Annotated in this window: 13 protein-coding genes; 3 read left to right on the top strand and 10 right to left on the bottom strand. The window is 29.6% G+C overall.

Annotated elements, in window-relative coordinates:
* Positions 1-177: 177 nt before the first annotated feature.
* The 6 genes from Q326_RS0113645 to Q326_RS0113670 all read right to left on the bottom strand — a co-directional run bounded on the left by Q326_RS0113645 (position 178) and on the right by Q326_RS0113670 (position 6186).
* Positions 178-1188: a 3-oxoacyl-ACP synthase gene (locus Q326_RS0113645; protein ID WP_026895891.1), complete on the bottom strand. Its 1011-nt coding sequence runs from the start codon at positions 1186-1188 to the stop codon at positions 178-180.
* Between the two features lie 16 nt (positions 1189-1204).
* Positions 1205-2767: an AMP-binding protein gene (locus Q326_RS0113650; RefSeq protein WP_051531502.1), complete on the bottom strand. Its 1563-nt coding sequence runs from the start codon at positions 2765-2767 to the stop codon at positions 1205-1207.
* Positions 2768-2792: 25 nt separating this feature from the next.
* Positions 2793-3407, bottom strand: coding sequence for a flavodoxin family protein (locus Q326_RS0113655; RefSeq protein ID WP_026895893.1), 615 nt, complete (start codon positions 3405-3407; stop codon positions 2793-2795).
* Positions 3408-3508: 101 nt separating this feature from the next.
* Positions 3509-5026, bottom strand: coding sequence for a sodium:solute symporter family transporter (locus Q326_RS0113660; RefSeq protein WP_026895894.1), 1518 nt, complete (start codon positions 5024-5026; stop codon positions 3509-3511).
* Entirely contained in the window at positions 5023-5478 is a 456-nt protein-coding gene (locus Q326_RS0113665; RefSeq protein ID WP_026895895.1) for a hypothetical protein, read from the bottom strand. The genes Q326_RS0113660 and Q326_RS0113665 overlap by 4 nt, the downstream gene beginning before the upstream one ends.
* Positions 5479-5634: 156 nt before the next feature.
* Complete coding sequence (locus Q326_RS0113670) at positions 5635-6186, bottom strand: class IV adenylate cyclase (RefSeq protein ID WP_026895896.1); 552 nt, start codon at positions 6184-6186, stop codon at positions 5635-5637.
* 80 nt (positions 6187-6266) lie between these two features.
* On the opposite strand from Q326_RS0113670, the gene Q326_RS0113675 reads away from it, so the two are divergent.
* Complete coding sequence (locus Q326_RS0113675; protein WP_026895897.1) at positions 6267-6590, top strand: YetF domain-containing protein; 324 nt, start codon at positions 6267-6269, stop codon at positions 6588-6590.
* Here Q326_RS0113675 and Q326_RS0113680 read toward each other — a convergent pair.
* The 3 genes from Q326_RS0113680 to Q326_RS0113690 are packed head-to-tail and all read right to left on the bottom strand — an operon-like array spanning position 6576 to position 10624.
* The gene (locus Q326_RS0113680) at positions 6576-7268 is read right to left on the bottom strand and encodes a metallophosphoesterase (RefSeq protein ID WP_026895898.1); all 693 of its coding nucleotides are present in this window, start codon (positions 7266-7268) and stop codon (positions 6576-6578) included. The two genes, Q326_RS0113675 and Q326_RS0113680, sit on opposite strands and share 15 nt — an antisense overlap.
* A gap of 27 nt (positions 7269-7295) precedes the next feature.
* A complete protein-coding gene (locus Q326_RS0113685) occupies positions 7296-9536 on the bottom strand; it encodes an ATP-binding protein (protein WP_026895899.1) in 2241 nt (746 codons plus the stop codon).
* Positions 9533-10624 (bottom strand): metallophosphoesterase family protein, encoded by a 1092-nt coding sequence (locus Q326_RS0113690; protein ID WP_026895900.1) that lies wholly within the window; start codon positions 10622-10624, stop codon positions 9533-9535. The genes Q326_RS0113685 and Q326_RS0113690 overlap by 4 nt, the downstream gene beginning before the upstream one ends.
* A gap of 125 nt (positions 10625-10749) precedes the next feature.
* On the opposite strand from Q326_RS0113690, the gene Q326_RS0113695 reads away from it, so the two are divergent.
* Both Q326_RS0113695 and Q326_RS0113700 read left to right on the top strand, forming a co-directional pair.
* Positions 10750-11631 carry a LysR family transcriptional regulator gene (locus Q326_RS0113695; protein ID WP_026895901.1) on the top strand — a complete coding sequence of 294 codons (882 nt, stop codon included), beginning with the start codon at positions 10750-10752 and terminating at the stop codon, positions 11629-11631.
* 166 nt (positions 11632-11797) lie between these two features.
* Positions 11798-12811: a YeiH family protein gene (locus Q326_RS0113700; protein ID WP_026895902.1), complete on the top strand. Its 1014-nt coding sequence runs from the start codon at positions 11798-11800 to the stop codon at positions 12809-12811.
* Between the two features lie 121 nt (positions 12812-12932).
* Here Q326_RS0113700 and Q326_RS0113705 read toward each other — a convergent pair whose 3' ends face one another.
* Positions 12933-14021 (bottom strand): dipeptide epimerase, encoded by a 1089-nt coding sequence (locus tag Q326_RS0113705; RefSeq protein ID WP_026895903.1) that lies wholly within the window; start codon positions 14019-14021, stop codon positions 12933-12935.
* Positions 14022-14297 lie beyond the last annotated feature (276 nt).

The following is a 14297-nucleotide window of genomic DNA, read 5'->3' on the forward strand; positions in this document are numbered from 1 at the left end:
TACTTTGTTAATAGAAATAGCCTTGTAATACGCAAATATTAATGCCAATATTCCTATTATTGGTCCTATTAGTTTCACTTCTTTTATCCTCCTTTTAATTAATAAACAACAGTTAGTAGTTACAACTATTAACTGTTGTTTATATTTATTTTAAAATAAACTAACTAGAATTAATTTTTATCCCCATTTTACTGTGGTTGCAGCCCAAGTATATCCTGTTCCTGCACCAAGCATTACTACTAAATCCCCCTTCTTTATCCTATTTAGTTTTTGAGCTTCTAATATAGATATATAGGCATCAGCTGATTGACAATGTCCATAGTTCTCCAATACAAAAGAATTTTCTTCTGTTAAATTAAATCTATCCAGTATATGATTTAAAATAGATCTCTTCATAAATATAGGTGCTATAAAATCTATGTCTTCTGTTCTATATCCACTTTTCTCTACGGATTTCTCTATTACATCACAAAAATTATCTAATGTTACAGGATCTAATCTCTCCTTCATTGACTTTGGATTCCTTACATCAAGATTTCTCAAATCATAATCTAATACAGAGTATTTATAGTAACTTATGGAACCTATTCCATATGATGCTACATCATATGCAAAGTCTCCATCAGTTATCATATGTGTTGATAATATCTTATTGCATTCATATCCTTTAACTAAAAGTGCTGCTGCTGCACCATCCCCAAAATTAAACATAAATCTTGATCTTTGATTCTCATAGTTAATTAAGTCTGTTTCCTTAGATGATGTAACCAAAAGCACTCTATTTATATCTGGATTTGAAAGCATCATGCTTTTTAATACATTTAAAGATAATACCCCAGCTGAACATAAAGAATGTATTTCAAATGCATTGGCATTTTTGGCTCCAATCACATCTTGTACTCGTGCTGCAAGATTAAATAGATAATAGTCTTTATATTCACTGCCACAATAAACAACAAGATCCAAATCCATAGGGTCTATACCCTCTATAGCTTTTAGTGCTGCTTTTACTGCCATATCGGAAACTTGCTCATTAGGTGCTGCTTTGTGTTTTTTTAATATACCAAATTTATTTTCTATTACGTCTCTAGGTATTCCTGATTTCTCTGCTATATATTTACTATCATGAATACCTTGTGGAACATACATAGATATTTTTTTTATCCCTACAATATCATTTTTAGCCATATTATAGTCCCCTTCCTCAATTCTGTTGATTTCCATAAAGTTTTATAACTTCCGCTCTTACAATCTTGCCTACATTATTTTTTGGCAATTCTTTTATAAATTTCACATATTTAGGAACTTTATAGTGAGCTAGTTTTGTTCTCAAGTAATTTATTATCTCTTCTTTGCCTATAGAGGTATCTGGTTTTATAGAAACAACTGCCTTTCCTACTTCTCCCCAATTATCATCGAGAACTCCTATTACACATGCTTCATGTATTTCAGGTATCTCATATAATATACTTTCTATTTCAGGTGGAAAGACATTTTCGCCTCCACTTATATACATATTTTTCTTTCTACCGACTATATAATAAAAACCATCTTCATCTTTTTTAGCCATATCTCCTGTATAAACCCAGCCATTTCTAAATGTCTTTTTTGTTTCTTCTTCATTATTCCAATAACCTGAAAACACCTGAGGTCCACTCCATACCAATTCTCCAGATTCTCCCTGCCTAACTTCTTTACCCTCATCATCAACTATCTTAGCTAAGGTAAAATACATAGGTTTACCTACTGAACCATGCTTTTCTTCTATATCATCCATATTCATAAACTCAGCCGGTGCTGTAAGATTATTGGGTCCTGCCTCTGTCATACCATATCCCAATACAAATCTTACACCTTTCTCCCAGAATTTTCTCATTATATTAATAGGAGTAGGTGCTGCTCCTGCCATTATCCATTTAACAGAAGAAAAGTCAGTATATTTAAATTCATCCAATTCTATCATCATTCTAAATATCGTAGCTGCTCCAAATATAAATGTAGGTTTTTCTTCATTTATAATCTTCAAAGATAGCTTTGGATCAAATTGCTTATTTATTATTAACCTACCTCCAGCATGAAGCAATGGTAATGTAAGTAAATTCCATCCTCCAGTATGAAATAATGGTAACAGCAAATGAGCACTATCTGTATGAGAGATACCCCATGTGATTATCTCATTCATAGAATTAAATAGCATTGCCCTATGGGATATCTTTGCTCCTTTAGGTAATCCTGTAGTTCCACCAGTATGGATTATTAAATGAGTATCTTCAAAATCCAAATCTTCACAATAAATAAATGTATTTTTCTCATAATCCATTATTTTTTTATAATTGATATCCTTATCGCTTATATCTCCATAATTAAGTACTATATATTCAGATACATTAGTGTTTTTCTTTAATTCATCTATTACATCCTTAAATACTTCCTCATAAAATAACACCTTAGGTGTTTCTTTGTTTATTAATAATTTTAACTCCTTAGCCGATAATCTGGCATTATAAGGTACAAGTATTGCACCTATTTTACCCGTAGCATAATAAGCATCAAAAAGTTCTATAGAATTTCTAGAAACAAAAGCCACCCTGTCTCCTTTATTTATATCTAATTTATCTTTCATATAGTTTGCAAGAATATTAGCTCTATTTTCCATGTCTTCATAAGTATATGATTGATTATTGTCTAAATCGTATATTGCCTCTTTATGAGGAGATATTCTTGATCTAAAATACGAATAATTTCCTATCCAACCATTATTAATCATATAAATTCCCCCTTTATTTAGATAATTATTTTTCAAATTGTTTCAATATATATGTCATATTATCCGCTAAATGTTCCATTATACCTATACCTTCTATGTCATTTTCTGCATCTATTTTTCCACTGGTTCCTGCCACACCTACATTCCAATAATTTGACCCAACAACTATACAATCATTAACTGTTGCCCACAATAACAATTGAGCAAATGTGAAATTTTGGCCAGCTCTTCTAGCTACTGTTATAGGTGCTACTAATTTACCTGAAAAAGCACTTCCTTTCCACTGATAGCCACTATTATTATCCTTCATTTCATTAGCAACCCATCGTCCTAAAAAACCAGCTCTATCCAATAATCCTTTAAGTTTAGGAGTAATAGATGAATGATATACTGGTGAACCTAGTAATATACCATCTGCACTCATCATCTTTTGAAATAACTCTTGAAAATCATCTTCTATGACACATTCTTTTTTTTCAACACATCTATAACAGCCATTACACCCTGAAATATTTTTTCCCTTTAATCTTATTAACTCAGTTTCAACACCATTATTATTTAATTTATCTAATGTTGTTTGTATGAAAAATTCAGTATTTCCTTTTTCTCTTGGGCTACCACAAATTCCTATAACTTTCATTTAAACTTACCCCCTCTAATTTATTAAAACTACAAGGATCCATCTACAACTATATGTAACCATTGCAATACCTCTATTAGATCCTTATATTCGTTCCATTTTTATAAATCTATAACCATCTCCACCTTCTTATCCATCTCATTTTCTGTAGAACCTTTAGTGAATAAAGATATTACTACAGTTACTACTATGGATGCTGTTATTACGTTTACATACCATGGCATACCTCCTGGCCACTGAAATCCTGTTCTAGTTAATATCAGTGAAATTATATTTAGAATTAATGCTACTGTTAAACCACTTAGCACTCCTTGACTACTAGCTTTCTTCCATAGCAATCCTATTACAAATACAGGAAAAGTAGCTGACATTAATGTCCCCCAACCAAATGTCCCTAAAATAGCCACCATTTCTCCACTGGTTAACGAAAATAATATGGCAAATATTCCTAATATGAAGATAGTTATTCTAGATATTTTAATTTGTTTCTCAGAAGTAAATGTGTATCCAAGGGCACTGGGTAAATCTCTAGATATTATATTTGCTGATAAAGACAGAAACATGCTTGCCGAAGACATTGCCGCTGCAAGAACTGCTGCATAAACAAATAGCTGAGCATATACTCCTATATAATCAGCAAATGCAAATATAGCTGCATCTCCATTTTCAAGGGGTGGAATAGATCCACTTCCTACTAAATATAATGCTCCATATCCCATTATAATTGCCATAAATCCTATAATCATATGTGCTATGCCAGCATATAGTCCTAATTTTGGCATGTCCTTCGGGTCCTTCAATGCATACATTCGAGTTAAAACCTGGGGCTGACCCACCGTTCCTAATATTGGTATTAACATCCATGTCATAGCAACGGAACCAGGCAAAATCCCCCAGGCATTCATAAAGTCTGAATTGAATGTCTTAGTTATATTGCCATCAGTTATCGTTCCTGCATTAGATACTACCTCTATAACTGAGCTAAATCCACCTGTTATAGAAAAAAATGCAACTATCATTATTAATCCTGCTGCTATCATAACTAGACCTTGGAAGGCTTGAGTCAGCAACCCACCGACCTCTCCACTTAAAGCAGTATATACAGTCAATATCCCAAAAATAACAAACCCTGTGACTATCGGATTCCAACCCAATAGATGGCTAAAAAGCTCTGAACCTGCTTTTATTTGAGAAGCAAGATATGCTATACAGCCTATAAATAGTATTACAGACATTAGCCCTTTTATAATTCTATTGTTATTAAATCTCAAATCAGATATATCTCCTAAACTAGCTACTTCTCCTACTTCCGCCATTCCCCTTATTTTTTTCCCTAATATTAAATATGCCATTGCGAATGCACAAGAAGATAACATCCAAAATGACATTGTATTCCCTGTCGAATATATAATGCCTGGTACTCCTACTAAAGCAAATGCACTAGCTACCCCCGCCATTGTAGAAAGGCTTACTGCGAATGGACCAAATAATCCTGTGCTTCCGAAATATGATTGCACTGTATTAGCTCTCTTTTTAGCCCACCATCCTATAAGAAATGAGATCACAATCATAGCAAATGAAAAAGATATAATCATAAGTTTAACATGTGATTCCATCATGCTTTACCCCCTTCTTTAGTATTTATTTCATTTATCTTATATTTAAATTCTTGCCATTCTATATCACTTAACCATTTATCCTTATTCACTATAAATCCAATAGTCAATGTAATAACTCCCCCTATCCAATAAGTTAGGATAGTCCATGCAAAGGATGGATGAAACCCTAAAATAGTGAAATTTGGAATCTTTCCCGCAAAAATACTTCCATAATAATAAGACAAATAAAAACTTATTCCCCACAATATAACCCAGGGCATCATAGGATAAGTCAATAGCCTTTTATCAAATTTCCCTTTCTTGCTAGACCCTAATACCATATATAAAAGCATTAATGGTATTCCTAAAAACATTCCCACTAGCCAATGACCAGTCCATCCTAAAAAAGTAATCACTGCCCATAATATTGTAGTAATTAATATTATGATAGTATTAGTTTTGTCAGCATTCATAATATAACCCCCTTTAAATTTTATATTTACATGAAACATGAATCAGGATTCATGTTTAAGTATATGATAAAATAAAATCGTTTTCCTGTCAATGTTTTTTTGAAATTTTTTGAATACTTTTATTTTAAATAAAAAAATCGTCTTTCGACGACTTTTTTATAAATCACTAAGACCTTTTTCCATTCTCAATTGGCCTATAGACTTAGATGTAACATTGTCTTTTTTTAAATCTAATATTTTAATTGCTCTGTCTAGTTCTTTTTTATCTTTCACCTCTATCTCCAGATAAGGCTCTGGATATGTATCTTTATCCCATGTATCTATTTCAAATAATATCCCATCTAATGTATATGATATTCTTTCCTTGCTACCCTGATGTACCTTTTTCAATTTCAAATGGAGTAATATCTTCTCCAGTGACCCACTGTCTGTTACATTAGTTTCTATTTCTATATTCTCCCTCACTCCATCATTTGATACATTCTTTTTTAGAGTCAGTATATACTCCTTTTTATCTCTCAACAAATCTATTTTTTCTCTTATTCTCATATATCCTTTATGACTATCCTTTATATATCTATCTTCAAAATCAAATATCTTGTTCACTTGATGTTCTCTTTTTATCAGTTTTGCATTTATACTCTCTAATTTCTTTATTATCTCATCTTTATTTATATTTAACACTTTAACTTCCAACTCTTTACCCATACTATCAACTCCCATGTATTAATAAATATTTTTATGGTAATAATTAGATTATAATACTTTAAAATAAGGAGATTTATTTTATGAAGAATAATGCCATCATTAGTACATTTATTATATTTATTTTATACATAATCTCATATGTTTATATAAAGATATCTATTAGACATGTACTAAGACTTAATTATCGCCCTAAAATCCAATTTCCTATAACCCTTATCTACGAAGGAAATATTATAAATAGAAATTTAAATATAATTAAAAAAGATTCCATATGGTTATTACATATTTTACAAAAAAAGGGTATTCAAGACTTAAAACACATTAAACATTGTTTTTTGAAAGATACTGGTGCCATTGATATAGTTATGGAAAAAGGATGTTCCCATAATCTAATTACCCATTAGATGCTTTAATTTAAAGTCTATATAATCACTTGATATACATATAAACTCTATCCCTTTTATATTTCCCTCTACAGCATGTTTATGTCCATCACTATGCAAATGACCATATACGCATAAATCTACATTATATCTTCTCATCATATCTCCAAATTCATTAACTGTTTTATCCATATTGAATGGGGGATAATGAATCATTACTATTTTTTTATTTACATCATCTATTAGGCTTTCTAATGACAACTTAAGTCTATTTAATTCTCTATTAAAAATTTTTTCATCATGTTCTTTAAATTCTTCACTGTCCTTTGCTGCCCAGCCTCTAGTACCACAAATCCCTATTCCATTATAGATAAAACTATCGTTGTGAATATAGTTTATAGTTTCTAAATTTAATGCATTTAATTTAGTTTTAGATTCCCACCAATAATCATGATTGCCCTTAGTCAATATCTTAGTCCCTGGTAATTTATCTATTCTAAGTAAATCTTCATAGGCATCTTCTAGTTTTAATGCCCAAGATATATCTCCTGGAATAAGTATAAGATCACTTTCAGATACAGTATTTTTCCAATTATCAAAAATTTTATTTTCATGGTCTTCCCAGTTTTCTCCAAATACACCCATAGGTTTTTCCTTTGTATGGTCCAAATGTAAATCTCCTATACCATATATAGCCATTTAAACACCTCTCTTATTTACAAGCAATTATATTTCTATATAATTAAATTTACTATTAGCTTTCTCTAAAAACTTTTTCTCTCTATTTTGGCAGGTAAATATTATAATTTGCCTATTTTTACTTTCTTCCATTAAAAATCTCAATATATTTTTTAATCTATTGTCATCATATTGAACAAATGCATCATCTAAAAATATTGGTAAATTTCGATTTTCCGTTACTATGTCAATAGTTGCTATTCTAAGGGCAAAATAGAGTTGGTCAATAGTTCCTTCACTTAGACTATTAACATCTATTATTTTATTTTCCCTCTCATCAACTACTTTTATATTCATGCCTTCAGTTATTTTTACCTCTGTATATTTTCCTTTGGTTATATAATTTATTATATTTGACACCTTTTGATTAAGTTTTGGTGCATATTCTTTTTGCATATTTGTTGAAATGTCATTGATTGTATTTCTAGCCAAATTCAAAGACTCTATCTGCTTTTCAAATCGATTTATATTTTCTTTTGTTTCTATTATTTGTTGACCTACTTCCCATGGATGTTCCATATTTTCAGATAATCCCTTTATCTTCTCAGTTAAAATTCCTACTTGTTCCTTTTTATTTTCAATATCTCCTTGTAATATTTCCAATTGTGTATTCAATCTTTCCCAAGATTCTATCTTTTCATCTGTATTTATATTCTCGTATTCAACTACTTTGTCTATTAAATCATTTATTGTATTATCTCCCAATAGGGACTTTAAAACCTCTTCCTTATTAATTAATCTTTCTTTTATTTCTTTATATCTTTCTTTGAATTTTAACCCTTTTATAAGTTCAGTAACACTCTTTATTCCATTATCCTCAAGTATTTTGTTCCTCATGTCTTTATATTTCTGTATATTTATATTTGTTTCCTCTTTAATTTTATTGTTTTGGGAAATCTCTTCATCAATCATGTTCCTTTCAGCAATTAGAGGATTTAACAATTCATCATTCTTTGACTCTATTTCTTTCTTTTTTATGTTAAGATTATCTCTTTCTTTTTTTATTTTATTTAATTTAGTCTTTAAAATAATATTTATAACTCCAGATAATATAGACACTATAAATAGATAAGTATTTAAAAATGTTCCCATCAATACCCCTATAAAAAACAATTGTGATAAAAACATCTTTATCTTAGAATTCTTATTTATAATCTTCTCAGTCTCTTCTAACTTGTCCATATAACATATATTATCTTTTTCCATTTCTTCTTCCAAGGATGATATTTTATTATATATATCATCCTTTCTACTAATCAATATACTGTATTGTTCTTCATATCTCTTTAATTCCACATATAGGCTCTCTATCTTGTTTTCTATTTTTATCATATCAATATAATCATCTTCATTATATTTGTTATACCCCTCAAGGTCTAGTAACTCAATCTTTAACCTTTCAATCTCTTCATTTATACCCTTAATCTTAATATACTTTTCTTTCAATTTAATAATATCATATATCTTTAATTTTTCTTTAATTTTATCCTTTTCCTGCTGTATAGACTTTAAATGTTCCTTCTCATTGTTCAATTTTAACTGATACTCTTTTACTAATTTATTATTATTTAAAGATTCTTTCATTCTTTTCTCAAGTGCTGTCAACTTTTCTGCGTTTTTACCATATTCAGACGTTTTTACTCTATTCTCTGTTCCTATATTATCAATCCTATCGTCTAATCTTTTTAATACATCTTTTACAGATATTTCTTCATCTAGGCTTCCACCTAACTTTAATAATCTATCTTTTACTTCACTAGCAAGACTTTGATCTGTTTTTGTAGTCAATTGACCAATGCTTATAGTATTTTTATATATAGAACTACTTATATTCATATGCAATGATGATGGCTTGGCTATCTTAGTAACCCCATCAAACTCGCACATATAAGTAATATCTTCACCCTTTAAATCATCAAATACCTTTACCTGATCACTCCCCTTTATAAAATTTCTTTCTATTCTAATATTATCTCCTCTATATTTATATTTCAGTACTCCAGTATATCTTTCTTTTCCCCAAGGAAAATATTTATTATAAATAGGTAAATATCTCTTTGTTTTTACATATGGTTTAAAAAAACCAAAAAACATACCTTCTATAAATTTGTGAATGGTAGTCTTCCCAGATTCATTCTCTCCATAAATTATATTTAATCCATTACCTAATTGGACTCTATAACCTGAAAATTTACCAAAGGCATCCAAGATTAACTCAGTTATTATCATTTTAATATCACCTTTTCCCTCAAAAGTTCTTCTAATCCTATATATAAAGCATCTTTTACTACTGGATTTTCTAGTCCTTTTTTCTCCATAATTCTTATATATTTATCTATTATAGATCCTGAATACTCTTTTTTCATTTCATCTAAATCATAATCTGGAAAAGTTTCATCGTTAATCTCTATATAATAAAATTTTTCACTGAGGATATGATTTAAATCATATCCATTTAAATCCAAATCTCTATCTCTAGTGCCTACAAGCTTTATCCTAAAATAATTTTTCATTCTAGATTCTTCTTCATAACAACTTAATATTTTATCAATTATATCGGTATATGATATATCACCATTAATTTTTATTTCATCTATAATATATTTTCTATTAGATAAGGGTACAAATTTAAAATCACTATATTTATTTCCTAATGTACCCTCTATAATTCCATGTTCTCCTAGTTCTCCAAAGTCTAATGGTTCTGGGCTTCCACAATATGCTATATTGTCCTCTATAAATTGATGCTTGTGGATATGACCCAATGCTACATAATCAAAACCCTTTTCTTTTAACCCACGTTTATCTAATGGCATATATTTAGAGTTTTTATCAAAGATATCTCCATGAATCAATAAGATATTGATATCATTTGTTTTTCCAATCTCCATATCCTCTATTAGATTTCTATATTCTTCTCCACTACTCCAACTATAACCCCATACAGTAAGGTTTTTATCTTCTAAATCCACTTTAGTAATACCTGTACTACTAAAAATATGTACATTCGGTGGCCAATCTACTATATCATAAAGAGAATTATTGACTAATGGATCATGGTTTCCCGTAGCTATAAATACTTTAGTATTTTCTATATCCTTTAATTTATCTACAACCATTCTAATATCTGATAATGTACAATATGTATCATCAAACAAATCCCCTGCTATCAATAAAATATCCGTATTTTGACATCTATCTATTATCTTAAAAAAAGTTTCCATTATCTCTATTCTTCTTTTATTCCTATTGTACAGATTCTTATGTTTTGAACCAACACCTATATGCACATCTCCAGTATGTATAAATTTAATCACTTAAAAAACACCTCCAAACCTTAAGAACATATATTCGATACTATATCATTGTTTCCCTTCATATCTTAACACTTTCTTTTTTAAAAATATATATGATATTCTATATAATACGAGGAGGTAAAAGTATGGATGAACGAAAATTGACTATATTTTATGAAGTTGCAAAAAAACTAAATATGACAGAATCGGCAAAATCCCTATATATGTCACAACCAGCTATAAGTCAAGCTATAAAAGAATTGGAATATTCCCTAGATACAAAGCTTTTTGATAGAATTGGTAAATCCCTTTACTTAACCCATGAGGGAGAGATTTTTTTTAATTACACCAGAAGAATACTAAACCTACATGAAGAGGCATTCAAAACAATAAGAGATATAAACCATTCTATTAATGGAAAATTAAAAATTGGTGCCAGTACTACCATAGGCATATATATAATGACAGATATAATTGGAGATTTTATAAAACAGTATAAAGACGTAGATATATCTATTACTATAGAAAATACAGAGCATATATCCCATATGGTTCTGGAAAACAAGATAGATTTTGGATTTGTAGAAGGTCCTGTGTCTTCCAATGAAATACATGTGGAGCATTTTTGTTCTGATGAATTGATTTTTATTTTACCTAGTAATCATCCTTGGACTAAGATGAATACATTGGACCCTAAATTACTAGAAAATGAAAAGCTAATAATGAGAGAAAAAGGTAGTGGTACTAGAGAAATAGTAGAATCTATATTGAATTCCCAACATATTAATTACAATGTTTCCTTAGAATTGGGTAATATTGAAGCAATAAAAAAAGCTGTAATTGCAGGATTAGGTATATCTTGTATATCAAAACGCTGTGTCACTGAAGAAATGAAAAATAACCTCTTGCATTGTATATCTATAAATAATTTTAATATATTAAGAGATATGACTTTGATATATCATAAGGACAAATATCTTTCTAATTTATTTTATAATTTTATTGACTTTGCAAAAAAGAAAGTATAATGAAGTATTTAATACTAGCTACAAACTATTAACTATATTTATATCTTTGTCATTAGACTATAATAACTAAATGCTTATTAAATCCATCATTTATTATTATTTTACTTATACATATTAAACTTATAAAATACCTATATGGTAACTTAATAACGAAAGGAGTTTTGACTTGAAAAAGAATATTTTAGGTATTTTATTTGTAGCAATCTTATCTGCAATATCTATGGCCATCAACAAATATTTTTTAGGATTTATAGAAACACTGACTATAGGTATATTATTGGGTATTTTAATTTCCAATATCTTAGGTATTCACCCTCTATTGGAATCAGGAATAACATTCTCTCTTAAAAAAATTCTCAAATGGGGAATAGTATTATTAGGAGTAAAATTAAATTTCAATAATCTAATAAGTCTAGGACCTTGGATCGTATTAATAGTAATAATTATGGTGGTATCCGCACTTATATTATCTAATATTTTGGGTAAATTTGGAAAACTCAACTCTAAATTATCAACTCTACTGGGAGTAGGTTCCTCAATATGTGGTGCTTCAGCTATTGTAGCCATGGGCCCAGTTATAGATGCTGATGAAGATGATATAGCCATATCTGTAGCCATTATCAGTCTACTAGGCGCATTAGGTGTAATAATATATTCACTATTAACCTATATCCTTCCATTAACAGATATTCAATATGGTATTTGGGCTGGTAGCTCTCTTCAGGGAGTTGCTCATGCATTAGCTGCAGCAGGTGCAAGGGGTACTAACAGTATCAGTATGGAAATAGGTACTATAGTAAAAATGGCTAGGGTTACTTTATTAGCCCCCGTGGCGATGGTTCTAAGCTATATTTTTAATAATTCCAAAGAACCTAATGGCAATAAAAGTGTCAGATTCCCTTTGTATGTCTTATTGTTTATTTTAGTAGGCATTATATTTACGATTAATTCTATTTATAATTTTTTTCCTATTACTTTTATTATAAAAGGCTTTAAAATAGATTTAGTCTATATACTAAAAAAAGCCAGCAGCTTTTTTATACTGATGGCCATGATATCTATGGGACTAAAAGTGAATTTCAAAGCATTTAAATCTAAGGCTTTGACTGCATTACTAATATGTACTTTGGTATTTTTCACATTATCTACTATGAGTTTTTTTATGGTTAAATTAATTTAAAACTTATAAAGATATGATGTGTTTTGCCCTATATTTAAACATTATATTATCTATAATATATTTATTCAATCTCTGTATTAGATAAAAAGGCCTTATTTCAACAAATAAGACCTTTTATCATCTATATATAAGCTATTCCATTAATTTTTTCAAATCCCATTCCTGGTTTGTTAGTCAAACTAATTTGTGATTCATTAAATATTGCTCCACCATCTATAGGGTCTTCGGCACATAATACAGGACCATCTAGGTCTACCTTAGTTATAATTTTTTTTGCAGCTGCCAAATGTACTGCGGCAGTTACACTTATCTTACTCTCTAGCATACATCCTATCATACACTCTACGCCAAATATTTCAGCAATAGAACATATCTTTAACGCATTATGTATACCTCCTGTTTTCATTAATTTTATATTTATTAAATCTGCTGCCTTATTTTGTATTATTTTCACTGCATCTTCGGGAGAAAAAACCGATTCATCAGCTAAAACAGGTATATTTATATTGTCTGAAACTAATTTTAATCCCTCTATATCATGAGCAGCAACTGGTTGCTCAACAAATTCAATATCTAATCCTTCATCTTCCATATCTCTTAAAATCTTTACTGCCTCTTTAGGTTTCCAACCCTGATTTGCATCAATTCTTAAATCCACATCATATCCTACTGCTTTTCTAATAGCCTTCATTCTTTTTATATCTAATTCAGGATTTTTACCTACCTTTATTTTCAAAGTTTTATATCCTCTATTGACAGCATCAATACTATCTCTAGCCATCTCTTCTGAATCATTGACACTTATAGTTATATCAGTAATGATTTCTTTTCTATACCCTCCTAAAAGTTTATATAAAGGTGCATTATAAAGCTGACCATATAGATCATAAATGGCCATATCTACTGCTGCCTTTGCACTACTATTTTTCACTAATGCACTATCAATTTTAGCCATTATATACTCTATATTTTCTATTTCTAATCCTATTAAATGTTTTTTAATATAGTTTTCAACAGCATCTATTATAGAACCAGTAGTATCCCCTGTTATTACAGCAGTTGGTGGTGCTTCTCCAAAACCCACATGGCCTGTATTTGTCTCTATCTTTACAATCACATCCTCTACACTATTTACAGTCCTCAATGCAGTTTTAAAAGGTGTTTTTAATGGTATAGATATATGTCCTAATTTAATATTAGTAATTTTCATTTTTCTTCCTCCTCGTATAATATGTTTAGAAACACTTTTATAAGTGTTCTAAGCATATTTTTTTTATTTATTTTTATTACAATTTTTAATTGAGATATCCTAGTGCTAAAATAAGATTAAGAATAGTTAGCAAAGGATAATTCTTGTCCTCCTTGCAAAACCATAAGGTTATTGCCAGAAAAGCATGCTTCCTGACTTAGTTGTCATAACCTGCATACTACAGATGCTGCATCTCTTTGATTAGACCAACAGCAAGGTTAGTTTTCAAAGATGAAT

The organism is Clostridiisalibacter paucivorans DSM 22131, assembly GCF_000620125.1.
Lineage (GTDB): Bacteria > Bacillota > Clostridia > Tissierellales > Clostridiisalibacteraceae > Clostridiisalibacter > Clostridiisalibacter paucivorans.

Bases quoted from the DNA above. Each gene is read 5' to 3' on its own strand.
- Q326_RS0113645 (WP_026895891.1), bottom strand. From the start codon at position 1,188: ATGGCTAAAAATGATATTGTAGGGATAAAAAAAATATCTATGTATGTT.
- Q326_RS0113650 (WP_051531502.1), bottom strand. From the start codon at position 2,767: ATGATTAATAATGGTTGGATAGGAAATTATTCGTATTTTAGATCAAGA.
- Q326_RS0113655 (WP_026895893.1), bottom strand. From the start codon at position 3,407: ATGAAAGTTATAGGAATTTGTGGTAGCCCAAGAGAAAAAGGAAATACT.
- Q326_RS0113660 (WP_026895894.1), bottom strand. From the start codon at position 5,026: ATGATGGAATCACATGTTAAACTTATGATTATATCTTTTTCATTTGCT.
- Q326_RS0113665 (WP_026895895.1), bottom strand. From the start codon at position 5,478: ATGAATGCTGACAAAACTAATACTATCATAATATTAATTACTACAATA.
- Q326_RS0113670 (WP_026895896.1), bottom strand. From the start codon at position 6,186: ATGGGTAAAGAGTTGGAAGTTAAAGTGTTAAATATAAATAAAGATGAG.
- Q326_RS0113675 (WP_026895897.1), top strand. From the start codon at position 6,267: ATGAAGAATAATGCCATCATTAGTACATTTATTATATTTATTTTATAC.
- Q326_RS0113680 (WP_026895898.1), bottom strand. From the start codon at position 7,268: ATGGCTATATATGGTATAGGAGATTTACATTTGGACCATACAAAGGAA.
- Q326_RS0113685 (WP_026895899.1), bottom strand. From the start codon at position 9,536: ATGATAATAACTGAGTTAATCTTGGATGCCTTTGGTAAATTTTCAGGT.
- Q326_RS0113695 (WP_026895901.1), top strand. From the start codon at position 10,750: ATGGATGAACGAAAATTGACTATATTTTATGAAGTTGCAAAAAAACTA.
- Q326_RS0113705 (WP_026895903.1), bottom strand. From the start codon at position 14,021: ATGAAAATTACTAATATTAAATTAGGACATATATCTATACCATTAAAA.